Annotated in this window: 22 protein-coding genes and 1 pseudogene; 5 read left to right on the top strand and 18 right to left on the bottom strand. The window is 60.7% G+C overall.

All coding sequences use genetic code 11. The annotated features are described in order from the left end of the window. Position 1 precedes the first annotated feature (1 nt). Genes rbbA through DDZ14_RS13705 form a run of 6 tightly spaced genes read right to left on the bottom strand, consistent with a single transcriptional unit; the run spans position 2 to position 5,788 of the window. Positions 2 to 2,770: a ribosome-associated ATPase/putative transporter RbbA gene (rbbA, locus tag DDZ14_RS13730; RefSeq protein WP_109425554.1), complete on the bottom strand. Its 2,769-nt coding sequence runs from the start codon at positions 2,768 to 2,770 to the stop codon at positions 2 to 4. Continuing rightward, complete coding sequence (locus DDZ14_RS13725) at positions 2,767 to 3,819, bottom strand: HlyD family secretion protein (RefSeq protein ID WP_109425553.1); 1,053 nt, start codon at positions 3,817 to 3,819, stop codon at positions 2,767 to 2,769. Before DDZ14_RS13725 ends, rbbA begins: the two co-directional genes overlap by 4 nt. 2 nt (positions 3,820 to 3,821) lie before the next feature. Further along, a complete protein-coding gene (locus tag DDZ14_RS13720; RefSeq protein ID WP_109425552.1) occupies positions 3,822 to 4,373 on the bottom strand; it encodes a hypothetical protein in 552 nt (183 codons plus the stop codon). After that, the gene (locus DDZ14_RS19425; RefSeq protein WP_146193148.1) at positions 4,370 to 4,753 is read right to left on the bottom strand and encodes an MBL fold metallo-hydrolase; all 384 of its coding nucleotides are present in this window, start codon (positions 4,751 to 4,753) and stop codon (positions 4,370 to 4,372) included. The genes DDZ14_RS13720 and DDZ14_RS19425 overlap by 4 nt, the downstream gene beginning before the upstream one ends. Before the next feature lies 1 nt (position 4,754). Then, a complete protein-coding gene (locus DDZ14_RS13710) occupies positions 4,755 to 5,384 on the bottom strand; it encodes a TetR/AcrR family transcriptional regulator (protein WP_109425551.1) in 630 nt (209 codons plus the stop codon). Next, positions 5,381 to 5,788, bottom strand: coding sequence for a hypothetical protein (locus DDZ14_RS13705; RefSeq protein WP_109425550.1), 408 nt, complete (start codon positions 5,786 to 5,788; stop codon positions 5,381 to 5,383). Before DDZ14_RS13705 ends, DDZ14_RS13710 begins: the two co-directional genes overlap by 4 nt. Positions 5,789 to 6,075: 287 nt before the next feature. Here DDZ14_RS13705 and DDZ14_RS13700 point away from each other — a divergent pair, with 287 nt between their 5' ends. The 4 genes from DDZ14_RS13700 (at position 6,076) to DDZ14_RS13685 (ending at position 9,455) form a co-directional block, all read left to right on the top strand. Further along, a complete protein-coding gene (locus tag DDZ14_RS13700) occupies positions 6,076 to 7,839 on the top strand; it encodes an alpha/beta hydrolase (RefSeq protein ID WP_109425549.1) in 1,764 nt (587 codons plus the stop codon). A gap of 45 nt (positions 7,840 to 7,884) precedes the next feature. Beyond that, on the top strand, positions 7,885 to 8,301 hold the full coding sequence (locus DDZ14_RS13695) for a hypothetical protein (protein ID WP_109425548.1): 417 nt from the start codon (positions 7,885 to 7,887) through the stop codon (positions 8,299 to 8,301). Between the two features lie 32 nt (positions 8,302 to 8,333). Further along, positions 8,334 to 8,822 (top strand): cytochrome c, encoded by a 489-nt coding sequence (locus DDZ14_RS13690; protein WP_109425547.1) that lies wholly within the window; start codon positions 8,334 to 8,336, stop codon positions 8,820 to 8,822. Between the two features lie 300 nt (positions 8,823 to 9,122). Further along, positions 9,123 to 9,455: a hypothetical protein gene (locus DDZ14_RS13685; protein WP_109425546.1), complete on the top strand. Its 333-nt coding sequence runs from the start codon at positions 9,123 to 9,125 to the stop codon at positions 9,453 to 9,455. Between the two features lie 103 nt (positions 9,456 to 9,558). On the opposite strand, the gene DDZ14_RS19420 is transcribed toward DDZ14_RS13685, so the two are convergent. The 5 genes from DDZ14_RS19420 to DDZ14_RS13660 all read right to left on the bottom strand — a co-directional run bounded on the left by DDZ14_RS19420 (position 9,559) and on the right by DDZ14_RS13660 (position 16,695). Continuing rightward, on the bottom strand, positions 9,559 to 10,035 hold the full coding sequence (locus DDZ14_RS19420; RefSeq protein WP_146193147.1) for a hypothetical protein: 477 nt from the start codon (positions 10,033 to 10,035) through the stop codon (positions 9,559 to 9,561). Further along, positions 10,025 to 11,653 carry a BCCT family transporter gene (locus tag DDZ14_RS13675; protein WP_109425544.1) on the bottom strand — a complete coding sequence of 543 codons (1,629 nt, stop codon included), beginning with the start codon at positions 11,651 to 11,653 and terminating at the stop codon, positions 10,025 to 10,027. The genes DDZ14_RS19420 and DDZ14_RS13675 overlap by 11 nt, the downstream gene beginning before the upstream one ends. After that, positions 11,650 to 14,784, bottom strand: a complete 3,135-nt coding sequence (locus tag DDZ14_RS13670) for an efflux RND transporter permease subunit (protein ID WP_109425543.1) — start codon at positions 14,782 to 14,784, stop codon at positions 11,650 to 11,652. Before DDZ14_RS13670 ends, DDZ14_RS13675 begins: the two co-directional genes overlap by 4 nt. Further along, positions 14,781 to 16,085, bottom strand: coding sequence for an efflux RND transporter periplasmic adaptor subunit (locus DDZ14_RS13665; RefSeq protein ID WP_146193146.1), 1,305 nt, complete (start codon positions 16,083 to 16,085; stop codon positions 14,781 to 14,783). The genes DDZ14_RS13670 and DDZ14_RS13665 overlap by 4 nt, the downstream gene beginning before the upstream one ends. Before the next feature lie 130 nt (positions 16,086 to 16,215). Then, positions 16,216 to 16,695, bottom strand: a complete 480-nt coding sequence (locus DDZ14_RS13660) for a TetR/AcrR family transcriptional regulator (protein ID WP_109425541.1) — start codon at positions 16,693 to 16,695, stop codon at positions 16,216 to 16,218. A 153-nt stretch (positions 16,696 to 16,848) separates the two neighbouring features. On the opposite strand from DDZ14_RS13660, the pseudogene DDZ14_RS13655 reads away from it, so the two are divergent. Then, positions 16,849 to 16,987 (top strand): annotated as a pseudogene (locus tag DDZ14_RS13655) (IS110 family transposase); the annotation flags it as partial. A gap of 190 nt (positions 16,988 to 17,177) precedes the next feature. Here DDZ14_RS13655 and DDZ14_RS20185 read toward each other — a convergent pair. The 7 genes from DDZ14_RS20185 to DDZ14_RS13620 form a co-directional block, all read right to left on the bottom strand. Continuing rightward, positions 17,178 to 17,375 (bottom strand): HGGxSTG domain-containing protein, encoded by a 198-nt coding sequence (locus tag DDZ14_RS20185; protein ID WP_109425603.1) that lies wholly within the window; start codon positions 17,373 to 17,375, stop codon positions 17,178 to 17,180. 507 nt (positions 17,376 to 17,882) lie between these two features. Beyond that, on the bottom strand, positions 17,883 to 19,064 hold the full coding sequence (locus tag DDZ14_RS13645; RefSeq protein WP_233252590.1) for a helicase RepA family protein: 1,182 nt from the start codon (positions 19,062 to 19,064) through the stop codon (positions 17,883 to 17,885). A gap of 101 nt (positions 19,065 to 19,165) precedes the next feature. Then, on the bottom strand, positions 19,166 to 19,633 hold the full coding sequence (locus DDZ14_RS13640) for a hypothetical protein (RefSeq protein WP_146193145.1): 468 nt from the start codon (positions 19,631 to 19,633) through the stop codon (positions 19,166 to 19,168). A 204-nt stretch (positions 19,634 to 19,837) separates the two neighbouring features. Further along, positions 19,838 to 20,098 carry an AlpA family transcriptional regulator gene (locus tag DDZ14_RS13635; RefSeq protein WP_233252582.1) on the bottom strand — a complete coding sequence of 87 codons (261 nt, stop codon included), beginning with the start codon at positions 20,096 to 20,098 and terminating at the stop codon, positions 19,838 to 19,840. Between the two features lie 78 nt (positions 20,099 to 20,176). Continuing rightward, positions 20,177 to 21,073, bottom strand: a complete 897-nt coding sequence (locus DDZ14_RS13630; protein ID WP_109425538.1) for a hypothetical protein — start codon at positions 21,071 to 21,073, stop codon at positions 20,177 to 20,179. Then, positions 21,066 to 22,259, bottom strand: coding sequence for a site-specific integrase (locus DDZ14_RS13625; protein ID WP_109425537.1), 1,194 nt, complete (start codon positions 22,257 to 22,259; stop codon positions 21,066 to 21,068). Before DDZ14_RS13625 ends, DDZ14_RS13630 begins: the two co-directional genes overlap by 8 nt. A gap of 410 nt (positions 22,260 to 22,669) precedes the next feature. Beyond that, a complete protein-coding gene (locus tag DDZ14_RS13620; RefSeq protein ID WP_109425536.1) occupies positions 22,670 to 23,056 on the bottom strand; it encodes a Na+/H+ antiporter subunit G in 387 nt (128 codons plus the stop codon). Positions 23,057 to 23,066 lie beyond the last annotated feature (10 nt).

Here is a 23,066-nt window from a genome sequence, read left to right as displayed (position 1 = left end):
GCTACCTCTCCTGCTTCTTCAGAAGAAGGATTGCGAGTGCGGTCAGAACAGGTCCGAAAGAGGCAAGGCGCAAGAGGTGGCTGGAGAGGTCCGACAGGCCCAGCCCCTTGGTGAAGGTGCCAACGCTCAGCTCCATGTACCATGTCGTGGGCCAGAATGTGCCGAGGATGCGCGCAGGTCCTTCCAGCGAAGAGACCGGCGTAATCATGCCCGAGAACTGCAGCGTCGGCATCACGGACAGGATCGCCGCTGCGAAAACGGCGGTGACCTGTGTGCTCGCCATCATTGAAACCAGAAGGCCATAGCCCGTGGCGGCGACGGAATAAAGCAACGCGCCCATGACCAGGGCCGCCGGGCTGCCCTTGAGCGGCACGTCCAGAACCGTGACCACCAGTACTGTCAGGATCACGAAGTTCAGAAGCGTGATGGCGACATAGACAAGTTGTTTCCCGATCAGGAATTCGGCGCGGCTGGTGGGGGTGACATAGAAATTTGTGATCGTTCCGATCTCCTTTTCCCGCGCCACGCTCACTGCCATCAGGACTGCCGGGAAGAGCAGCAGCAGAAGTGGTGGGATCGAGGGGCCGACGGCGGGCAGGCTCTCCATCGCCGGATTGTAGTGAAACCGCGGCTCCAATTGCGCGGGCAAGGCCTGGTTCGGTCCGGCCGAAGCACCAAGTCCGGTCAGAGCCAGCGCCGACTGCGCGCCCGTGGTCAGAATATGGGAATGCGCGCCTTCGACATAGCTTTCCACCGTTCCCGCGCGGCTGGTGTCAGTGCCATCGATCAGCGCAGCGATCTCGGCTGTCTTACCACGCCGCACCGACCGGCCAAAACCGGGCGGGATCTGGAGAGCCAACGCAAGCTCTCCGCTGGCCGTGCGACGTTCGAGTTCCTCCGCGCTGCCGATAGCGGGGCGTTGGAGGAACCACTCGGATTGCTCGAACCCCGACAGGTAGGCGCGGCTCTCCGGGCTATTGTCCTGATCGAAGGCGGCGAAGGGAATTTCGCGAACCTCCTGCGAGATCCCGAATGACATGATCAAAAGCAGCACCGCGCTTCCGACGAACGAAAAGACAAGCCGCACCGGGTCGCGGCGGACCTGCATCGCTTCGCGTGTCGTGAAGGCGAAAAGCCGCCCGAGACTGAAACGGGAGGCGGGGTACGTCGTGAGTGGCGTTGTTTCGGCCGTCAGCATGGCATCGCCATAGGATATTTCGGGCGGCATCGCGTCCAGCATGTGGCCGACGAAGGCATCCTCGAGCGTTTCAGCACCACGGTCTTCGATGATCTTCTGCGGTGCGCCCGTCACCAAAACCTTGCCGGCATGCATCAGCGAGATTCGGTCGCAGCGCATCCCCTCATCCATGAAATGCGTCGAGATGAAGATCGTCACCCCGTCCTTGCGCGCGAGATCGAGCAGCATGTCCCAGAACGCATCGCGCGCCTGCGGGTCGACGCCCGAAGTTGGCTCGTCGAGGATCAGGATGTCGGGTGCGTGGATGACCGCCACGGCCAGCGACAGACGCTGGCGGACCCCGAGCGGCAGTGCGGCGGCGACTTGATCGAGGTAAGGATCAAGCCCGAAACGAGGCACCAGATCGGCCATGCTTTCTTTGGTCAGGTCAGGACCAAGATGAAAGAGGCGGGCATGCAGCAGGAGATTCTCGTGAACCGTCAACTCGCTGTAGAGCGAAAAGGATTGCGACATGAACCCGACCCGGCGGCGGGACTCGAGGTTCTGCGCATCGACAGGCCGGCCGAAGATCCACGCCTCTCCTTCGGTGGCGGGTAAGAGCCCGGTCAACATCTTCATCGTCGTGGTCTTGCCGCAGCCGTTCGAGCCAAGAAAGCCGAATATCTCGCCGCGCCGGATCTCGAAGCTGACTGCATCGACGGCGGTGAAGCTGTCGAAGCGCTTGGTCAGGCCGCTTGCCCGGATCGCGGGAGGCTCATCGGTGGCGGTGTTGGTCTTGGCCTGTGGGACATGCGCTTCATTCTGCTCCGACACATTGCCGCCCAGCAGCGCGACATAGGCGGAGCCGACAGTGGCGGTTCCGGTTTGCGCCATCATGTCGCTTGGGCTCGCTTCGGCCAGCACCCTGCCATCGTTCATGGCGATCAGATGTTCGAATTCCTCGGCTTCCTCCATGTAAGCGGTCGAGACCAGAATGCTCATCTCCGGGCGGTCCCTGCGGATCGCGGCGATCAGGTCCCAGAACTGGCGCCGCGACAGTGGATCGACACCGGTCGTCGGCTCATCGAGCAACAGGAAATCGGGATCGTGAATCAGTGCGGCGCACAGTCCCAACTTCTGCTTCATGCCGCCTGAGAGCTTTCCCGCCGGGCGGTCGAGAAACGGCGCGAGACCGGTCGCGCGTGTCAGGCGGTCGATGCGCGTGGCACGCTCGGTCCGGCCCTGGCCGAAGAGCTTGCCGAAGAATTCGAGATTCTCACGGATGCTCAGGTCGTGATAGAGGTTCTTGCCCAGACCTTGCGGCATGAAGGCGATGCGCCGTCCCATCTCTGTACGTATACGGGCTCGGGATATGTCACCGCTCAGCGTCTCGATACGACCGGTCTGTAGCCGCTTGGCCCCCGCAATGAGCCCCATCAAAGTCGATTTGCCCACGCCGTCCGGCCCGATTAGTCCCACCATGTACCCCATCGGGATGCTCAGCGTCACCTCGCCCAGGGCGGTGACCTTTCCGTAGCGATGGCTCACTGTCTCGAGAGAAGCGACGGGGCCGAGGGTCTCCGGGCCGGTCACTGCCCGGTCCCGGCGTTGGTTTCGCCGTCAACCGTCATAGGCGCGGGCAGGACCGCTACCACGGGCGGCGTCAGCCCTTCGGGCCAATCTGGTACGCCACCATCGGGCTTGACCAAACGCACCCAGGCAACACCGCGCACTCCGGTCTTGACTTGGGCGAGGCGGGCTTCGACCAACTGCTGTGGAATGCGGACGCGGACCCGGAACATCAGGCTTTCGCGTTCTTCGATGGTTTCGACCTGCTTGGGCGTGAACTGCGCTTGGGGCGCAACAAAGCTCACCGTGGCGGGGAGGGCGACATTAGGCATGACATCAACGACGATGCGCGCCTCGTCACCCAGCCTGACGCGCGGCGCCGCAGTCGCCGGTAGGAAGAATTCCATGTAGACATTGCCGAGGCTCACGAGCGTCAGCACCTTGCCGCCGCCGCCTAGAACCTCGCCGGGCTGGGCCAGACGGTAGAGGATGCGACCCGCCCCGGATGCGTGGAGCGTGCTGTCGTCAATCCGCGCTTCTGTCTCGCGGAGGCTCGCCATCTCCGCGTCGACTGCACTTTCTTTGGCGCGGGTTTCTGCCTGTGCGGCGGCGAGGCTCGCCTCAGCAACCTGCGCTTCGGCGTGACGAATGTCGTAGTTTGCTCGCGAGATGACATCGCGCCCGCTCAACTCTTCGGCGCGGTCGAGTTCACTTTGCGCGAGTGCGAGGCTGGCCTCAGCCTTGGTCACGCCCGCCTGGGCCACGGCCACCGCGGCCTTTGCGCTAGCCACCGCCGCCTGCGCGCGCGCCTTTTGTGCTTCAAGTTCGGAGGTGTCCATGACGGCAAGAACGTCGCCTGCTGCGACTAGATCACCCTCCTGCACCGCAATTGTGGCCACACGTCCCGATAGACGGGTCGAAACATCGATAAGATCGGCTTCGACCCGACCGTTGCCCCGCGCGAACCCCTCGGGCGGTAATGCGCTCGGCGCGAGGAAAACCGTCCACAAAGCATAACCCACAAATGCTGCAAGCACGGCGAGCACAAGAGCGATGGAGATTTTGCGTGACATCCCTATTTGGCTCCCTTCATGTCGTGCCCTCGGACATGCACCGGCTCATCTGGAGGTTGACCGCCATAGAAATTCTTCAGGATCGACACGGCCTGATCTGCTGTTTCGACAAAACGGAAGAGGTCACGATCCTGCGAAGCGATCATTCCTTCGGTCACGAGGAAATCCCGGCGCCCTTCCCGTTGAAATTGCCGCGAGACGAATTCGGAAAAGCGCCGTGCCTCCACATAGTAGCGCGCCCAATGAACCCAGCGTTCGGCTTCCAGAAGTTGGTGTTCGGATGTTGGGCCGCCGCGGTGGCGCGCCCAGGCTATATTCAACTGTGTTTCTGCCACCTCGGGCGGAATGATACTGGCACTGCCAAATACAACCACCATCGAGTGGATCGCATGGTTGCGCAGCGTGCGCTCCGGCTTGATCAGTGCGAGTTGCAGTCGCGCCGGACGCAGATCGTCCTCGACCAGAAAGTCTGGATCCTCGTGCGCCAACCGATATGCGGGACCGTGCAGGATATGATCGGTCCCTACCTTGTCCCTTGTCCTATCAATGGTCATGGCCGTGGGCCCGGACTGTAACTTGCACAGGGTTTGGGAACGGTCACCGTCCAGCCCTTTTTGGTCCGAAGTGCTTCAGCGAGTACCATTGCCGCGGCTCCCTCGCCATGCACGACGAATGTATGACGGGGTGCTGCCTTGAAACCTGCTTTGGTTAGCGTTGGGAGAAGGCCGCTGTGGTCGGTATGCGCATGTGTCAGCAGAACGAAATCAACTGATTTCGGTTTGAAATCGAAGGGTTTTCGATTGCGGGCGGGGGCTTCGCGCCCGCCTTGAAACATGCCACAAGCAACCAGAAACCGGACTTCGCCTGCTTCGATCAGGTAGCAGGAGCCGATCACTTCGCGCGCGGCGCCCAGAAAGCTGATCCTCGCCGTCATCTCACTCCTGCTCCCCGGTGTCACGGGCCTTTGAAATGCCGTGCAGATAAATGGCGAAAACCCGCGGCGCATCGGCACGCATTTTGCCCATGTCGCCCGCGATCAGGGATTGCATCACGAGCCCCTGGACGGTGCCGATGAAAAGCGTGGCCGCCGCTTCGACATCGAGATCATTGCGCAATTCGCCGCACTCCTTGCCACTCGCAATCATGTCGCGCAGGCGTGCCGCGTATTGTTTCATCATGCTCTGCGCGAGGCGCTTGGCCGGTGTCTGTCGAGCGCCCTGAAGTTCTCCGAACAGCATTCTTGGCGCGCCCGGGTGATCGGCAACGAAGGCGATGTGGGCGAGAAACATCGCCTCCATCTTTCCCTTGGGTGATGCGATATCCTGGGCAGCGTGATCGATCCGGGCCATGAGGTTCTTGGCCACCCAATTCATGACCGCTTTCCAGATCGCGTCCTTGTTTGGAAAATGACGAAAGATCGCGCCTTGTGTCAGCTTCATGTGCTTGGCGATGGCCGCCGTCGTGATGCTGTCCGGATTGGATGACCCGGCCAGATCGATGACCGCTTCCACGGTGATGTTCCGGCGCTCTTCCGCCGGGATTTTCTTCGTTCTTGTCTTCGTCATTGGAAAATCTCCGTTTTCCATACGTCTGCAGCCGCCCATGTCATGGCGGCGACCATGGAAATCCCCCAGAACATGACCAAGATCGGCGGCGCGCCGAGCAGCATCTTGGCCAGAATCCCCGAAGGCATCAGCAGCCCGAGCAATGCCAACCCGGACATCCAGGCTGCGCCCCGCGACGCCGGAAGGCGCAAAAGCACCAGTCCGACCGCGATATTAATGAGCGCGAACAGGTTGCCGTGAACGTGCGCAAGCCGGGTTTCGAAATGCTTACCTACCGCATAGTCCACGATCCAGTGTTCCCTTCCCGGCGTGAAATCGCGCAGGAAGATCAGGACGAACCCGTAGAGAATGAAGAGCGCCAGAGAAACGATCCCCATCACGATGTTGGTCTTGCCGGTAAGCATGCGGCAGTCTCCTTAATTAATCGTGGTGATTGCCTTCCTTGTCACGCATCATGGCTTGAATATATATAGTAATCAATTACTATCTTGATTCGATATTGCCCACTGGCGCCATTAACCAACGTCTCGCAATGGCCAGCCGGGCTTCAGGGAGGATCAATGGAGCCGCAAGTCTCGGATCAAGTAGTGAAGCTGCGTACACGCAAGGGGAGCGAGATTCCGAGCGAGCGGCGCCTGAGTGCGGCGGTCGCATTGGGTTGGAACCAGAGTTTGAACGTAGGCAGGATGCCATGACGACAACGGCCGCAGCCACCGACGATTGCCCGGATGCGCCGGGTACTCTTCACGAAGCGCTCAACCATGCGGCGCAGGTCTGGCTGTCACGTTTCACACACGGGTTGTCGCCCGCGGCTTTGACGAATGCGTGGTTCGACTGGGCGACGCATGTTGTCGCGGCGCCGGGAAAGCGGCTGGAACTCGCGGAAAAGGCCAGTGAGAAGATCGTCCGGCACATGCGCCACGCAGTGGCGAGTGCCGGTTCAAACAAGGCGGTGGCGCCCTGCATCAATCCGTTGCCGCAGGATGACCGCTTTCGCGGTGACGCTTGGCGAATGCTGCCCTTCAACCTGATTCAGCAGGGTTCTCTGTTGCAACAGCAATGGTGGCACAACGTCGTCACCGATGTGCCTGGGGTTACAGCCCGGCATGAACGTGAATTGCAGTTCCTAACGCGCCAGGCGCTTGACGTGTTTTCCCCTTCAAACTTCCTCTGGACCAACCCCGAAGTTCTGAAGAAGACACAGGAGACCAGCGGTCTCAACTTGATCCGAGGTTTGCAGAACTACCTGCAAGACATGCAGGACAGTATGGCGGGAGCGACGCTCAAAGGTGCCGTCTCCTTCCAGCCAGGCCGGGACGTCGCGGTGACGAAAGGCAGCATCGTTTACCGCAACCGGTTGATCGAGCTCATCCAATACACACCACTCACGGACAAGGTCCGACCTGAGCCGATCCTGATCGTTCCGGCCTGGATCATGAAATACTATATCCTCGACCTCTCGCCGCAAAACTCGATGGTGCGCTATTTGGTCGAGCAGGGCCACACGGTCTTCATGATCTCGTGGAAGAACCCCGACGAAGGCGACCGCGACCTGACACTCGATGATTATCGTCAGCTGGGGGTGATGGCGGCGCTGGATGCCATCAACGAGATCGTTCCGGATCAGAAGGTCCAGGCCGTCGGCTACTGCCTCGGCGGCACTCTGTTGTCGATCGCCGCCGCAGCGTTGGCGCGCGATGGTGACGACCGGCTGGCCTCGCTGTCGCTGCTGGCCAGCCAGGTCGATTTCACCGAGCCGGGCGAGTTGGCGCTCTTCATCAACGAAAGCCAGCTCGCGTTCCTCGACAGTGTGATGTGGCGGCAGGGCTACCTCGACACCACGCAGATGGCTGGCGCCTTCCAGATGCTACGGTCAAACGACCTGATCTGGTCGCGGATGGTGCGTGAATACCTGCTGGGTGAACGTGCCCCGATGAACGACCTGATGGCCTGGAATGCCGACGCGACACGGATGCCCTACCGGATGCATTCGGAATATCTGCGCAAGCTCTATCTCAATAACGATCTCGCCGAGGGCAGGCTGAAGGTTGCGGGCCGCCCGATACACGTCTCGGACATCCGGGTGCCGATCTTTGCCGTGGGCACGTTGAAAGACCATGTCGCGCCGTGGCGCTCTGCTTTCAAGATCGACATGCTGGGCGACACCGATGTGACCTTCGCGCTGACCAGCGGCGGGCACAATGCCGGGATTGTCTCCGAGCCGGGCCACCCGCACCGAACCTATCGGGTGAGACACCGCACAGCCGAGAATTTGCACATGGATGCCGATACGTGGCTGGACGAGACGCCCGAGAGGGAGGGGTCGTGGTGGCCGGCCTGGGCTGAATGGCTGGCCGCGCGCTCGGGCGACATGACCTTGCCGCCACTCCCGATGGGCCGCAAGGACCAGCCGCGGTTCGAAGACGCGCCGGGAACCTATGTGTTTCAGGAATAATGCGTCGGCAGACGCTCAAAAGAACGAAGAACAGGAATAGGGAACATGCAAAACAGACGATGGGATATCCTGATTGCAGCGGTCATTGTCGCGCTCTTCGGCGTTCTGACGGTTTTATCGGGCGGCCGCGTGCTTTTCGGCGGCCCAGAGTCGCGCGCAGCGGTCGGCGATGTGGTCCCCTTTGTTCTATGGTTCAACTTTCTGGCCGGATTCGCCTATGTCGCGGCGGGTATCGGCCTCATGTTGCGGAAAATCTGGGCGGTTGGGCTTTCGACCACAATTCTTGCCGCCACGGTCCTGGTGATGATCGCCTTCGCGGTCCATGTTCTCCTTGGCGGCGCTTATGAGATGCGGACGGTCTGGGCAATGAGCCTGCGAACCGTCGTCTGGGGCGTCGTTGTCGGCCTCGCTATCCGCGATCCGGACGGGCTCGCTCCAGAGCCGCGAAACGAACATCCCTGAAACAGCCACGCACAACAAGGAGGGTTCACAAGATGCGAAGCTATGGAAAGTCGAGGAAGTTCCCGCTCGTAGTCTCCACGTTGGCAATGGCGCTCGGGTTGGTAGCCGGGCTACCGACGACAGGACAGGAGGCGGGTCCGGTTTCCCGGGATCTGACGCCGAAGCTGCGCAATTTGCTGCGTCAGGAGATGCTGTCGATCGAGCAGGCCAGCAAGGATATTTTCTCGGCGCTGATCGCCGGAGACGACGCGCGCGTTGCGGGACTGGCGCAGCAGATCCACGATAGTTTCATCCTACAGCAATCCATGACGTCTGAAGACAAGCAGAATCTGATGGCGGCCGTGCCAGAGGATTTCGTGGCGCGGGACCGCGCCTTCCACGCGCTTTCGGCCGACCTCGCACAAGCCGGACGCGATGGTGACCGCGATGCGCAACATGCAGAATTCGGCCGAATGGTCGAGGCCTGCACTGCCTGCCACGCACGCTATGCGACGGATCGCTTTCCGCTGCTTGCTGAATAGAAGAGCTGCGATCCCGGGGACGTTCCCCCAATCTTCTGCGGGTCGGGAGGGCGGTGCTGATGACAGGGAGAACGAGGTCATTAGCACCGCCCCGGAATAGCAGCAGGCGTCGGTTGAATCGCGAAGGAGGCGCGATATGCCCGGCTTGTTCACTGTCGAGCACAAATACTTTTCGAAAACGCGTGCCCAACTGAGGTAGGCAGCCGAGGTGTTGGGGATCGACGAGGATTATCTACGACGGATGCCAAGTTCATCGCGGCTCGCGTTCGTGCAGACAAGCGGCTCGCACGGATACGTGCGGTGGGGGCGGAGGACGATGAAGATCGGCAAGTCGAGTGGATAACGGCCTTCTGGTCTTCGATCGCTTTGCATAGGGACGTCTATTTCGGCGATCTGGTCGCGGCACATCGAAACCTGCGCGATCTCCAAAGGCAGGATTCCACCCGGTGGCTGGAGATTTTTCGTGCCACCCTTGAGCAGACAGATCCAACGGCGGAAACCGCCAACTATATCCTATCTCGCACCGAGCTTATCGCCAAAGATCTGGAACGCGCGCTATTCGAATGCGCGCATAGAGTTCAACCCTACGCTGACGGAAAACAGGTCGATCACCAGACTAACGAAGAAATCTGATTGCCATTCTTCGGGATGGTGCCGGGTGCCAATTTGACCACCCGACCGTTTGGGCGCGACATCACGATGGGTCCAGTTTCTCAACTGATCGGTAGCAAGCAACTCACTCCACCGGAATCAACCGCATGCCATTGGAGGCGCGATAGGTTCCATCCGGTTGGCTTGCGAATGCCAGGCACTCATCCGCCTTCCGCGGCCCGGTTTCCAGTTTGACGCAAAGTCGGTCGCCCGACAGCGCCCAGCGGCCTGTTCCCGTGCCAAGCGGCGCGCGCATGGTGACCGTCCCATCGGTGCCATAGTGCAACGAAACCGACAGGATGCCCTTTCTTCCCTGGAAATAGTGGCCGACAATCCGATTTTCGATTTCAGCCGCCGAAAGTGATTTTTGGGCGTCGCTCCGCACGCAGAGAGCAATCAGAATGGCGGAAGACAAGAGCCCGATTTTCAGGTATTGCGGCAGCGGGCAACCCCGGCTCCTGGCTGAGCACCGCCCCGTTTTACGCCCGGCTCCAGATGGCTTCCTTGAAGAAGACCCATCTGCTAAACGTCCATGCAGTTTGCAATTTGCTTCAACCGACATCACGTTCTCCATCCTGCTTCGAATCGATGCCTGTCCATGGCTCGGCGGGCAGGTGGGTTTTTGCGGGATCGCGCGGAGCTTGAGGCTCGTTTCGGAGGGCTCTCAAGAACCCGATTACCATAGCCATAATGACAAACGAGAATGGTAAGCCTGCGATCACGACTGCTGACTGCAGCGTGGCCACGCCGCCGCCCGCCAACAAGACGGCCGTTAAGGCACCAATGCCCACCCCCCAGACAATCCTGGGGGTGACCGGCGGGTCAGTTTTTCCGAGCGAGAGAATAGTAGTGATCACGAGAATGCCCGAATCCGCCGATGTGACGAAAAATGTTGCGATCAGAACTGTTGCAATAATGGCCGCGGCGGTGGAAAGGCCTGGCGTAGCGATGACATCGATGGTTTCGTAGAGCGCCAGGGTCACGTCGCGGGTCACGGCATCTGATATCCCTCCGATCCCATAGAGTTCACTGTGCAATGCTGTGCCGCCAAGAGCGCCGATCCAGATCAGGCTGAACAAGGTCGGTACCAGAAGTACGGCGAAGACGAACTCGCGCAAGGTGCGCCCGCGCGAAATCCGCGCGATGAACATTCCGACGAAAGGCGTCCACGAAAGCCACCAGCCCCAATAGAACACAGTCCAGGATTGTTGCCAGTCGGACGCGCCGGTGACATTGGTCCAGAAGCTCATCTCTATGAGGTGTTGCCCATAGCTCCCCGCGCTCTGGATTATGAAACGCAGAAGCCAACTCGTTGGCCCGACGATCATAAAGAACATCAGCAATCCGACACCGAGCCACATGTTCCCGATACTTAGCCAGCGCACGCCGCGGCGCACTCCGGAAACGACCGATAAGATCGCCAAAGCTGTTACAAACAGTATGATCGTCAACTGACGGCCGATCGAAATGTCGATGCCGGTCAGCCAGTGGAGGCCAGCATTCATCTGCGCCGCTCCGAGCCCGAGCGTCGTGGCGATCCCAAAGACTGTACTGACGACGGCGAAGGTATCCACCAGATCCCCGCGCCAACCGTAGATGCGTTTGCCGATCAGAGGATAGAGAGCAGAGCGCGTCGTCAGCGGCAGGTTTCCGCGATAGCTGAAATAGGCCAGCATGGCGCCCATCAGAGCAAAGATGGCCCAACCGTGTAGGCCCCAGTGGAACAATGTCAGCCGCGCAGCGTCCACCGCCGCCGCTGGTGTTTTGGGCTTGTCGCTGAACGGATTGCCCTGGAAATGGCTGATAGGTTCGGCGATGCTCCAAAAGAGCAGCCCAACACCAGTTCCGGCCGCGAAAAGCATGGCGATCCATGATACCATTCCGAATTCAGGCCGCTCGTCATCTGCACCCAGGCGCACGTTCCTGTAGCGGCCGAGACCGAGCCAGAGGACGATGGCCAGGATGACCGTGACGAGCAGCACATAGTACCATCCGAGCGTGGGCCCGGTTGCCGAACGGACATCGGACAGGACAACTGCGACCAGATCCGGCCGTAGCGTTCCGAGTATGACCCAAAGCCCGACCAGACCCGTGGCCGCAATGGTGGCGCGCGTGTTCAATCCTCGAAACGGCCCTTTCGGAAAGACGTGCGGGCGGCGGCCTGGGGGTGTCTCGATCATGGAGAAGTAGCCTCTTTCTCGTCTGAAGCGTTCGGATTTGGGCCGCCCTTCGCCCGCGCCAGCCCAAGATCGCCGAGCATGGCGTAAAACGCGGGTAGGACGATCAGGACAAGGATGGTGGCGGAGAACAAGCCGAAGACGACCGAGATCACCAGCGGCTTCAGCGTCTGGGCCTGTGTGCTGGTCTCAAGCAGCAGCGGCACAAGCCCCATCATCGTGGTCGAGACCGACATCAGAATAGGGCGAAAGCGGGCGCGGCTGGCCTGACCTGCGGCACGGGCCAGATCCATGCCCTCGGCGGTGCGAGACTTGATGACCTGCACCAGGAGGATTGCGTTGTTGACGACGATGCCGGCCAGCGATGCGGCGCCGATTAGCGACGGCATCGAAATGTTGTAGCCCATGATCAGGTGCCCCAGCACCACGCCGATGAAGGCCAGCGGGATCGACATCATGACGATCACGGGTTCCACATAGCTGCGGAACTGGAACGACAGCACCACATAGATGCCGACCAGCCCAATCAGGAAACCGCGCAGGATCGAAACGACGGTTTCCGCAGAATTGGCGCTCTGTCCGGCAACCTCGAAACCGAGGCCGGGGAATTCAGCCGCAAGCTGCGGAAGGAAGCTATTTGACATTTCAGATACGATTGCGTCCGCATTACCGATGCGCGTGTCGACATCGGCCTGCACCGTCACGGTACGCTGCCCATCGATATGGGTGATGGCGGACCAGCCTCGCGCCTCGTCGAAGAGCGCCACGGTCGAGAGCGGTACTGTGTGGCCGTCCGGCAGGGTGATGGTGAAATCGCGCAGATCGTCGTGCGAGTCGCGATCTTCCGCGGCTTGCTCAAGTTCGATCTCATGCGCGATGTCACCTTGCTGCACGGTCGTGATCACGCGGCCCAGATAGGCGGCGCCGATCTGATCGGCCACATCCCGCGCGGTCAGTCCCAGCCCGGTCGCACCCTCGGCGAGGCGCAGCCGCAGTTCCGGCTTGCCGGGGCGCAGGTCGTGGGTGACATTGAGCACCCCGGCATAGGTTTGGACCTCGGCCAGTAGGCGATTGGCGGCCCTGGCCAATTCCTCCAGATCCGGTGCCGACAGCCGGATCTCAATGGCGATCCCCTGCGGCCCGATGCTCGGTTCCGTCAGAAGGATCGCGAGGGCACCGGGGACATCGCCGATTTCTTCGCGCCAAAGCGTCACGATTTCGTCCAGTGTGACGGTCCGTGTCTCAGCGCCCAGCAGATCGGCGCTGATCGTGGCGACATGCGGGCCGGATTCGCCGGCGGTGGCATTGTAGTTGAAGCGCGTCTGGACGGACTTCACCAGCGCCGCGCCGTCCGGCTGATCGGGCGCAAATACGGAATCCACCCGGCCCAATGCGGCGCTCACCCGGTCGGCCACCTCTGAGGTGCGCGCAAATGGCGTGCCTTGCGGCATGAGTATGCGTGCCTCCAGCACGTCTCCGTCGATGGCCGGGATCGCCTCGCGCTTGAGATAACCGCCACCCAGAAGCCCCACGGTGACGATCAGTGCCGCGATCGTCGCGCCGGTGACGAGGTATCTTCGCCGGATTGCCATGTCGGCCATGGCGCCAATCCGCTTCTCGCGAAACCGTTCGAAACGTGCATCGAATCCCGCACGGAACCGCGACGGCGGCTTTTCCGCCCCTTTCAGCCCGTGGCTCAGGTGATGCGGCAGCACCCAGAACGCTTCAGCCAGGCTTGCCGCCAATGCCGCGATCAGCACCATCGGAACGACTTCGAGGATGGCGCCCAATTCGCCCGCAAGAAAGGCGAGCGGGCCGAAGACCGCGATGGTGGTGGCAAAGGAGGACAGCACCCCCGGCATCACCGCCAATGTGCCTTTCACCGCTGCCTCTGTGCGCGAGGCACCGCCCGCCGCGGCCTCTGCGATGGCATCGGAAATAACGATTGAATCGTCCATCACGATCCCGATCGCCATCAACAAAGCCACCAGCGTCATCATGTTCAGCGACAGGCCCTGCAGCGCCATCGCGGCGAACGCGCCCATGAAGGCCACTGGCAGGCCCATTGCAGCCCAGATCGCGAAGCCGGGCCGGAAGAAAACGCTCATCACCGCGACGACCAGGATCAGCCCCAGCACACCGTTTTCCACCAGCATCGTCAGCCGGTCGCGCACGATGCTGGTCATGTCCTTGACGATTTCCAGCCTGAGCGTGTCCGGCAAGGCTACGCGCTCGACAGCCACGAGTTCTGCCACGTGGTCAAATACTTTAAGCGCATCAGCCCCGAGCGCCTTATCCACCTGCAGGAAGACCGCGCGCTGTCCGTCTAGGAAGGCGCGTTCCTCCTCCGGCGCGTAGTGCTCGGAAATGGTCGCGAACTGCCCCAACGTCAGTTCGGCACCGTTCGGCCGGGACAACACCACCAGGCTGGCGAGGCCGGCTGCGCTGCGCCGCTCGTCTGTGAAGCGAAGGCTGATCTCGCGGTCGGCGGTTTCAAGCGTGCCGAGCGGCCGGTCAATGCTCTGCGCACCAATTGTTGCGGCAAGTTTTGTTACGGTCAGGTTGTGCTGTTCCAACACTGCGCGAGGGACGGTGATGCGGAATTGCCGTGTTCCGAAGCCGGAGATCGATACTCTCGCGACCCCCGGCAGGGTCGACAATTTATCCTGAAGATCCGCGGCATAGCGTTCCAAATGCGCTGCGGGCAGATTGCCCGCCACCGCGACTGAGGTGACATTGTCGGTTCGGTGAAGCTCGCGCACGATCGCCGGGTCAGCCTGGTCGGGAAAATCGTCGATCGCCGTCACCTCGGTGCGCAGATCATTCACGAATCTGGCACTGTCGCCGGACGGGGCCATTGTGGCGATGGCCCGCGCAACGCCACCCTGCGCGGTGCAGGTCAATTCCTCCAAATTCTCGACGCTTTCGACCGCATCCCAGATACGCCGACAGATGGCGTCCTCGACCTCTTCCGCCGTGGCGCCGCGATAGATAACGCTGATTTCCGCCTCGACAGGGCGGAAATCAGGGAAAGTCTCGCGTTTCAGCGTCGGCGCGGCCATGAGGCCGGCCGCGAATATGAGCACAAGCAACAGATTGGCGGCAGTGGGATGCCCGGCGAACCAGCGGATCATTCCGATACCTCCGCTGGTTCGACGATCATGCCCGGGATCGCCGGCATCAGATCGTCAAGGATGATGTCTTCTCCAGCCGCGACGCCATCATCCAGCACCGCCATTCCCGACTGCCGCCAGTCGACCGACACCTCCCGCAATTCGAGACGGCCTTCAACGTTTCGAAGATAAACGATATCGCCCTCATGGATAGCACTATCGGGCAGAGTGACGCGCGCGCGACCTTCGGGCCCGGTAAGTATGACTTCCACATACATGTTGGGCACCAGCGGTAGGCGCAGCGGAGGGTTCACCCCGGCATAGGGATCATCTACAGCGACGACAGCGGGCACCGACCGGGCCTGCGGATCGAGCGCGCTTTCCACCCGTACCAGTCGGCCGGTCCAGGTCTGGGATGGGTCTGAGACGAGCCGCACCTCGGCGGAAACCTTGGCGAACCGGTCGGAAAGATCCGAAAGCGTCATTGGGCCGCTTTTCATTGTGCCGCTCAGCAGGCGGCGGAACGAGTCCACCGGGATCTGTGCCGTGATCTCGACCCGAGCAATGTCGTCGGCAGCAACCAGGGGCTGACCGGCACCCACATACTGGTGCCTTTCGACATGCACTTTGCTGACCCGAAGATCGAACGGCGCCACGATATCGGTCTTGTTTAGGTCACGCTTTGCGCGGGCCAGAATGGTGCTCGTCCGCGCCACCTGCGCGTCGAGCCGGGCGCGGCGGGAGGGGATCAGAGCGTGAGCATTGCGCAGTTCTTCCACGCCACGTCGCACCTGCAATGTCGTGCGTTCCTGGACATCGAGCGCCGACTGAGCCGCAACTCCGCGCTCGGCCAGGTCGCGGATCCGCGCCAATTCGATCTCGGCCAGCTTCAGCCGGTCCTTTTCCAGTTCCAGAAGACGGTCGGTGTTCGCCTCGTCGACGGTTAATTGCGCGGCGTCCGCTTCCAATGCGGCCAGATCGGCCTCGGCCTGAGCGACAGCCAGATCATATGCTGTCGGGTCGATCTGCAGGACCTTGGTGCCTTCGGTGACGATATTGCCGGTATCCAGATCGGGGTGACGCCAGACGACAGCTCCGGCAACCTCGGCAACCGCTTCCCAGTTGCGGGCCGCGTGCACATTTCCGTAGCCACGCACGACCGTTCGCACTCGGGTCGTCTCTGCCGTCATGGTGCGCGCGACGACGCTGCGCTCGGATTGTTCAATCCGCGCTGGAGGTTCGGCCGTCGAGATAAGCCATGCGGCGGCGCTCACGCCGAGGACGATCGGTGGAACAAGTTTCAACAGAAGTGGACTCTTCACGATCAGTCTCCCCAGGGTTCCAGTCCGGACAGGCAAAGTTGCAGCCCGATCATTCGATCACCCTTGGCCACCAGACTGTATTTGCGTCCGGTCAGTGACCAGCACAGCACGCGATCCTGGACCACTCCCATCAGCAAGGATTCCATATCGAGCGTATCGATCTGGATGTGTCGATCGCTTCCAGCCGCACCGCCGCGGAGAGTTCTTCCGTGACGCGCAGGCGGAGTGCCGTCATGATGCACACGTGTATCGGGTAGACAACCTCTTTGGCGGCGAGCCATCCGGTGGAAAACAGAAGTGCAGGGATCGCTGGATAGTCTTCGATCAGTTTGATCTGTGCCAACAGGATTCTCCGAAGCCGAACGACGGAAGGGTCGTATCCTCGACTAGCCTCATCCCATGCGCGTCTGGCGCGGCACTCGATTTCGGTCAACACGACGATCCTCAGGTCTTTCTTGGTCAGGACATGTCGGAAGAGCCCAGCTTGAGTGATGCCGATATGATTTGCGATTGCTTGCGTGGATAGAAGGCCGTTGCAAAGTTTCGGCACTTGGCGGGTCGTCGCCTCGACGATTTCCTTTCGGCGCTCGGGCACGGTGTTTTTGGTCATCACAACCTGGTTATTCCGATAAGATAGTAAATAATTACTAACGTGTCGCTTGGGATGCAACAGGGCATTGTCAGAGGCGTTGATGATGTGACCGCCCCCAACAGCATCGGTGTGTCAAGGTGGGTCTGCAAGGATCCACAGAGAAGAGCGGTCATGTCAGAGATTATCACGGTCAGGCTCGATCAGGCGAAGGATGAGTTTCAGACCCACGGGGCAGCCAGTTCTGCGCAAGAAGTTGCGGACGGATCAGGTGTTGGCCTTCTTCAGCGCGCTGCAGCCCTGTGTTGTCGCACAAGCTACTATCTGACAGCTCTCTTTGTTTGGCGGCAACATTATGAATGATGGAGTTTAATCCAGTCGTGAGTAAGACCCCATGTCGAGGCGTTCATACGTCGCCGAATGCCATGATCCCCGATGGTGTGATCCCCGGAACCCGTCTAAATCTTGATCGCGCCCTTAGAACGACAAATGCCCATTCGTCGTCAAGCGCGACCGCTCCTCCGCCACCGACGCTTTTGCGCTTTGGCAATCTTTCTGCGGCCCTCATCGGTTTTGGGCCCCGTGCTGAGCCCGCCGTGCATTCGGCAGCGACGTCTACCTGGCACTACGCGTGCCTGGCACGGTGTGCCAGCCCTAGTTCGAGCGCCGCAGATCGGGCGTTCAAGTTTCGGAAGAGGCATGCCGTCGTTGTTCAGCCCTAGCTCTTGGAAACGGGCGCACACGCCATTCATGCATTCATTGCAGGTCAGGTGCTTGCTGTCATGCCAACGCGCCGTAAACGGGCAGAGGCGATACTGTTCAGGCTCTTCGCGCTCATTCTCCCGTCGAGCCAAAACCAGAGCGAGGATGTGCATTTCCAGTTTCGAACGTCGTCCCATGAGAAAGTCCAGTCTTGTCCAGTTTTGTTTGTTAGCCCTATAGGCACGAGGTGACTTTCCGGGTGGGTTCGGTGCCAACTATTTTGATCCGAAGTGACTCGCGCGAGGTGTCCGCACGATCACCAAGATGTACCGCAGTTGGATCGGTTATCTGCATGCGGTATTGCCCTGCAAAGCGTCGGCTCGCCGCAGTCGCACCCCCTATAGGGAAATGACTGCGGCGGCGGACACTATCGTCCGCCCGCCTGTTTTCCCATTTCCGCAGTGAACCGCAGTAATCCGCCGCAGTGAATCTGACTGCGGAACGCATCACGTTAAGGTGGCAAAATCGTCACCTGTGACCGGATCACCCAAGGTCACTACTTTGATTGGTCGGCCGTTTCGCGAGTCATGAAACTCTTTCACGACCAGAGCGTTGGCTTCTTGCATTCGGGAAATCAGCGCTCGCGCTTTCACCCTCGCACGGTTCTGCAATGGCGACCGCCGCTCTTTCTTCAAGCCGCGCCCGACATCAAGTCCCATCGCCTCAGCCACCCGATAGCCGATCCAGTCATCCGCGCGCTCGCTTGCCTTAAAGTCTTTCGCCGCATCACGGAGAGCATCTTGCACTTTCTTGAAATCGTGTGGGGAAAATCCTGCGAGGGCCTCAGGCTCATTCCATTCCGTGCACACGCCGACAACATCGCCTTCTTCCCAGGAGTCGCGGCCATTGCCCAAGCGCACCCCAACCATCCTGCGCCATACAGGTCTGCCCGGCAGAGCAAGGTTAGGTTTTCCCTGGGTCACTCGGAAATAGGTAACGGCTTCATCCTCTACACCGTAGCGCGCGGTCTCTTTGGCTGTCATGCGTTCGAGAAGCCTCGCCGAGCGGACTCCATCAATAACGGCGCCTGCACCCCGACTTGCTAAAATCCCGAATTCACCCGCGTTCATCGCTCCGGCCTTCGAAGTATGGTGCACCAAATCAATTGCGCAGCCGGTGGCGTCTGCAATACTGCGCAATTCCGACACAACCGCGTTCATAGCGGTCGTGTCGTTCTCAGGGACGCTGTGCGAGGTAACGAACGGGTCAATCACCAATACGTCCACACGAGTTGCCTTAATCGCGTCGATTAGGGCGTCGGATTTCCACCTGTCTATTACAACGCCTGTCCGGCTCTCCGTGGCCAAGTTGATCGGTATGTCGCGTCCACTGTCCACCATCAACCGATCGCCAATGTCTGCAGGCGAGATCCCGTAGTGTATGGCGGCGCCAGCAAGACGGCGCTCAATCTCTTCGCGCGGGTCTTCGCCGTTCCAGTACCAGACGCGCAGCGGCATATGCGGCTTGTCGCCGAGCAGAGGCCTACCTGTCGCCATAGCCATCGCTTCGACCACCAGCATGGACGATTTTCCGACGCCGCCCGGAGCAACCGTGAGGGAGAGAAAGCCGCGGATGAGGTGCTGCCCATAGAGCCACTGCCTCGGCGGGATCTCGGAAAACGGCCGCATTACGAACTGCGTTGGTGTGATCGAGACCGAGCGGCCCTTCCCTTCCTCGTATGCCTCAGGCGACGGAACGGGTCGGATCCCTTTGTGGGTCATGGGCGTATTCACCCTTCGACACCGCTTCCGGGGAAAACTTCCCATTTCCCTTTAGCCCGAGCGAGGAAAGCACGCTGATCTCGTGAACAAAAGGACACCCATAGAGTCCAGAACAGTGTCTTCCGGGCCCGGATGTCGAGTACACACGGATTGACACGCTTGAGGATGGCCAAGAGGTAAGACTCGATTTCCGCCGAACTGGCGTGCTCTACCCACCATCGCGCATCGGTCATCGGGTCCATGAGCGGTGGCAATGGCGCCCCGGCACCGCCGAGAACGGTTTCGGCGACCATGGTGGCCTGATCCGGGTCAAGCGACCTCAGGGCGGCCCAACTGAGCGCCGCACGTTCGGTGGCAGTCAGTCGCAATCGCCAAATTTCCGACGCCGCTTCCCAGCCCTCGACGGTGCCGAGAGTGAGACTATAGCCCAGCATTCGCGCTGCGCGCTTGTGGTCACGTTTGGCGTATTTTTGCATCGCGTTCCGACGCTTCTGAAGCTCGCATTGCGCAGAACCCGGGCAGCCCGAGAAGGGCATCGCATCACGGGTAGTGCATGTTAACATCTGAATTCCTTGCATGACTGCCTCGTTCGTTTCACCGACCGTAGCCGGTGCGGCATCTTCACTAAGTGAACAAGAAGATGGTGCCCCGCCCGGTCGCATACTGGGTAGAGTGCTCATTTAAGAAGCGCGCTCGTTCGCGGCCCGTTCGATGACGGCCAAAACATCAGATCGTTTCCAGCGCGACATGCCGCCAATTTTCAGGGGCGGCGGCAGTGTGCCGTCAGCCACCCGGCGCCACCAGGTCGCTTTGGAGCAGCCCAGCATCGCGGCACCTTCCGCGTCGCGGATCAGAGGATCCACAACCGTTTGGCCGCTCATCACCGGCATTCCCATGTCTATGCCGGCGGTCGCATAATTGCCTGAATGGTTTTCCGTCATTGCTCAGCCTCACGTTTGATTTGCGAACCAATGCATTCGCTTGCGTTTGGTTGAGATCTACTTGTTCAGTTCTCCCGGTCACGAACGTGTGCGGGAGGCTTTTTTCTTTTTCCTTTCGGAAATCCAGTTCTCTAATGTTTTCTTACTGGGTGGGGCTGGTCGTTGACCTTCTACGCCGATCTTCCTCCAGTTCTTCAGGATATACTCTGCCCGCGCAGATCCGGTCACGTCACGCGACAAACTGGCTTCGACCAATTCTGCGTGCTTTATCCACGCATTCTTTTTAGCTGTACGTTCGGCGTTGTATGTGCGTCGTCCTTCGTTCTTGTGAGCCAGAGTATGAGTCTGCTTCGCACGAATAGCCGCGAGTTCCTCGAACTCCTTGCCCCAGGCCACTTGGGTGTGACGCCCCGCTTCAAAAGCGAGATTGGCGACCTCGGCGATCGCCTCATTCATCCAGTCCCGATCTTCCTCCGAGTCCATTTCGCCGCGCAGGAACGAGGTCGTGAAGTCAATATAACGAAGCAGATCCAGAGCCTCGCGCGCATGTCCCCGTCGCGAGAGTTCCTCCGCACCCTGCGTGACTTCCTCCGCATCGATACACTCGTGGAGATCCGTCTCGATGATCTCGCGATTTCTGCGCCATGCCTCTGAAGCCACCGGCGGAGCCCCCTTGATCGCGGCTTCAAGTTCTCCAATCTCAAGCATTTTTGCAGCGCCTTTAAGCTCCTCCCGGCCGTCCCAGCGTTTCGGGTCATCGTCGCATCTGAGATGCCGTTCCCTGCTCTCCATGCCGTTCTCTTCAACGATCGTTGGAACGACCTCCCGAAGTGCCGTCAACAACGCCCGAAATGGGGCCGTATCGTCAGGATGATTGATTTGCCACTGCGTGCACCAGTCTTCGAGATCGTCCCACCGACGCGCCTCAAGAAGCGGTTCCCAACCCCACGGCCGTGACGAGTTGGTCTCAGCCATTTGCCACCCTCATGACTTGACCACTTCCGCCGCTGACATGATCGGCCCACCGCTCCATCAAGACGCGCCGCTGCTCGAGGAAATCGGTCCGCCGATAGGCGCGTTCGACCGATCCGCCGACGACGTGGCCGAGGGCCGTTTCGGCGACCTCGGGCGGCGTGTCCGTCGCCTCGGCACACCAGTCGCGGAAGCTGGAGCGAAAGCCGTGCGGTCGCGCCTCCATCCCCCGGCGTTCCATCAGGCGGGCCATGGTGGCATCGCTGATCACACCCTTGCGGACGCTCGGAAACAGGAAGCCTTCGCGCGCGAACGGCCTGGCCTCCTCGATCACGGCCATCGCTTCGCTCGACAGCGGTACGGCGAGATCAGGCGTTCGGTCGCGATGGCCTTTCTGCATCTCGCCCGGGACCGTCCAGACATCCCCGGCGACTTGCTCGAGCCGCAGGAAACGGAGGGGCTTCGACCGGACGGCGGTCAGGATCAACAGGCGAAGCGCCAGATGGGTGATCGTCCCATCGGCCAAGCTTGCGTAGAACTCCGGGACCTCCCGCCAGGCGAGCGCCGGCACGTGCTGGACCTTGTGCTTCTGCCGACCGAGCAGGGCCTTGGCTTTCTCGGTGGCTTGCAGATCGACATCGAGGCCGAGGGCAGCGGCGTGCTTGAGGCATAGTCCGAGGCGGTTCATTGCCTTGCGCGCGGTGTCCGCCTTCGTGTGCCAGATCGGACGCAAGGTGTCGCGGATGTCCTGCTGGTCGATCTGCGAGACGGGAACTCCCCCAAGCCTGGGCAGAACATGGAGCTCGAGGGGAGAGAACCAGCGGCCCGCCTTGCCGTCGCCCTTCAGGTCGGCCTTGCGGCTCTCGAAGGCATCCCGTGCAACGTCCCGCAGCAAATGCATGTTCCGCGACGCCACGCGGGACAGGCGCTGCCGTTCTTTCACGGGGTCGACACCCTTGCGCGCGATGGCGCGCCATTTCTCAGCCTCTTCGCGAGCCTCCTTAAGTGAGACATGTTGCAGGGATCCCAACCCCATCTCGCGACGACGCCCGTGCACGGTGACGCGGAGAATCCACTGCGCCCCGCCGTCAGGGCGTTTGTTGAGCCAGAGGCCACCACCATCGGCATATTTCCCCGGAGGTGCCGATCGGACCTTTGCCGCAGAGAGCCTGTTCAATGCCCGTGTCATTCAGACCACCTTTGTATCCACCCACAACATATAGCATGGGGTGAGATGGCTTGAAATGACCTGATGCTGATTGGCCTTTAAGAAACAAGATAAGATAAGATCTTCCAATGTGGGCGAGACGAGGCGAGAACGCAAGATATGGGTATTCGTTGCCCTTCAGCGGCACCACTATCCTCTCCGGGGAAGTCCGGCGATATCCGTAATAGACATTGGATCGGCCTTGCGCGGGTCGTTCGCGGATTGGGCAAGTATCGGGATCTGGCTCCGGAACGCGTTTTTCAGTGAAGGCTCGTCCGGCCGGGCATGACCGGTCCGAGAGCCGCATTCCTGACGGCACCCTGTCCGGGGCCGGTCCTCTCCCGCAGGCCCAAGGCGTGAATCGGCAGGCGTGGCAAGGCCGGAGCGGCGGATCAGTCGGCTTCCCTTGCCTCCTCGATTTTCGCACGCTCCGCGTCGCTCTCATAGCTCGCCCAGGGACGGTCGGTGCTGGTGGGCGGCAGCGTGTCAGGCGTCTCGTTGCGGTGCAGATGCACCTTGGCGATGAAGAGCCCCGTCACCGGCGCCGTCATGAAGAGAAAGAGCGCGATCATCAACTCGTGGAACGAGAACTGGTCCAGCTTGAAATGGAAAAAGAGCATCGAGGCGATCAGTGCCCCGCCGACGCCCAGCGTCGTGGCCTTGGTGGGCGCGTGCAGGCGCATCATCGGATGGGGCAGCTTGATGAGCCCGAAGGATCCGGTCAGTCCGAAGACGCCGCTGACCACCAGGAACGCCGAGATGAGGATATCCGCGAGCATGGTCCGCCCC

It is taken from the genome of Maritimibacter sp. 55A14, from assembly GCF_003122205.1.
Classification (GTDB): domain Bacteria; phylum Pseudomonadota; class Alphaproteobacteria; order Rhodobacterales; family Rhodobacteraceae; genus QEYE01.
The sequence above is the reverse complement of the archived record's forward strand: the minus strand, read 5'-3'. Positions and strand labels throughout refer to the sequence as shown.

Excerpts from the sequence above, each read along its gene's own strand:
- DDZ14_RS13725 (WP_109425553.1), bottom strand. The coding sequence starts at position 3,819 with ATGTCACGCAAAATCTCCATCGCTCTTGTGCTCGCCGTGCTTGCAGCA.
- DDZ14_RS13720 (WP_109425552.1), bottom strand. The coding sequence starts at position 4,373 with ATGACCATTGATAGGACAAGGGACAAGGTAGGGACCGATCATATCCTG.
- DDZ14_RS19425 (WP_146193148.1), bottom strand. The coding sequence starts at position 4,753 with ATGACGGCGAGGATCAGCTTTCTGGGCGCCGCGCGCGAAGTGATCGGC.
- DDZ14_RS13710 (WP_109425551.1), bottom strand. The coding sequence starts at position 5,384 with ATGACGAAGACAAGAACGAAGAAAATCCCGGCGGAAGAGCGCCGGAAC.
- DDZ14_RS13705 (WP_109425550.1), bottom strand. The coding sequence starts at position 5,788 with ATGCTTACCGGCAAGACCAACATCGTGATGGGGATCGTTTCTCTGGCG.
- DDZ14_RS13700 (WP_109425549.1), top strand. The coding sequence starts at position 6,076 with ATGACGACAACGGCCGCAGCCACCGACGATTGCCCGGATGCGCCGGGT.
- DDZ14_RS13695 (WP_109425548.1), top strand. The coding sequence starts at position 7,885 with ATGCAAAACAGACGATGGGATATCCTGATTGCAGCGGTCATTGTCGCG.
- DDZ14_RS13690 (WP_109425547.1), top strand. The coding sequence starts at position 8,334 with ATGCGAAGCTATGGAAAGTCGAGGAAGTTCCCGCTCGTAGTCTCCACG.
- DDZ14_RS19420 (WP_146193147.1), bottom strand. The coding sequence starts at position 10,035 with ATGTCGGTTGAAGCAAATTGCAAACTGCATGGACGTTTAGCAGATGGG.
- DDZ14_RS13675 (WP_109425544.1), bottom strand. The coding sequence starts at position 11,653 with ATGATCGAGACACCCCCAGGCCGCCGCCCGCACGTCTTTCCGAAAGGG.
- DDZ14_RS13670 (WP_109425543.1), bottom strand. The coding sequence starts at position 14,784 with ATGATCCGCTGGTTCGCCGGGCATCCCACTGCCGCCAATCTGTTGCTT.
- DDZ14_RS13660 (WP_109425541.1), bottom strand. The coding sequence starts at position 16,695 with ATGACCAAAAACACCGTGCCCGAGCGCCGAAAGGAAATCGTCGAGGCG.
- DDZ14_RS20185 (WP_109425603.1), bottom strand. The coding sequence starts at position 17,375 with ATGCCTCTTCCGAAACTTGAACGCCCGATCTGCGGCGCTCGAACTAGG.
- DDZ14_RS13645 (WP_233252590.1), bottom strand. The coding sequence starts at position 19,064 with ATGCGGCCGTTTTCCGAGATCCCGCCGAGGCAGTGGCTCTATGGGCAG.
- DDZ14_RS13640 (WP_146193145.1), bottom strand. The coding sequence starts at position 19,633 with ATGCAAAAATACGCCAAACGTGACCACAAGCGCGCAGCGCGAATGCTG.
- DDZ14_RS13635 (WP_233252582.1), bottom strand. The coding sequence starts at position 20,098 with ATGACGGAAAACCATTCAGGCAATTATGCGACCGCCGGCATAGACATG.
- DDZ14_RS13630 (WP_109425538.1), bottom strand. The coding sequence starts at position 21,073 with ATGGCTGAGACCAACTCGTCACGGCCGTGGGGTTGGGAACCGCTTCTT.
- DDZ14_RS13625 (WP_109425537.1), bottom strand. The coding sequence starts at position 22,259 with ATGACACGGGCATTGAACAGGCTCTCTGCGGCAAAGGTCCGATCGGCA.
- DDZ14_RS13620 (WP_109425536.1), bottom strand. The coding sequence starts at position 23,056 with ATGCTCGCGGATATCCTCATCTCGGCGTTCCTGGTGGTCAGCGGCGTC.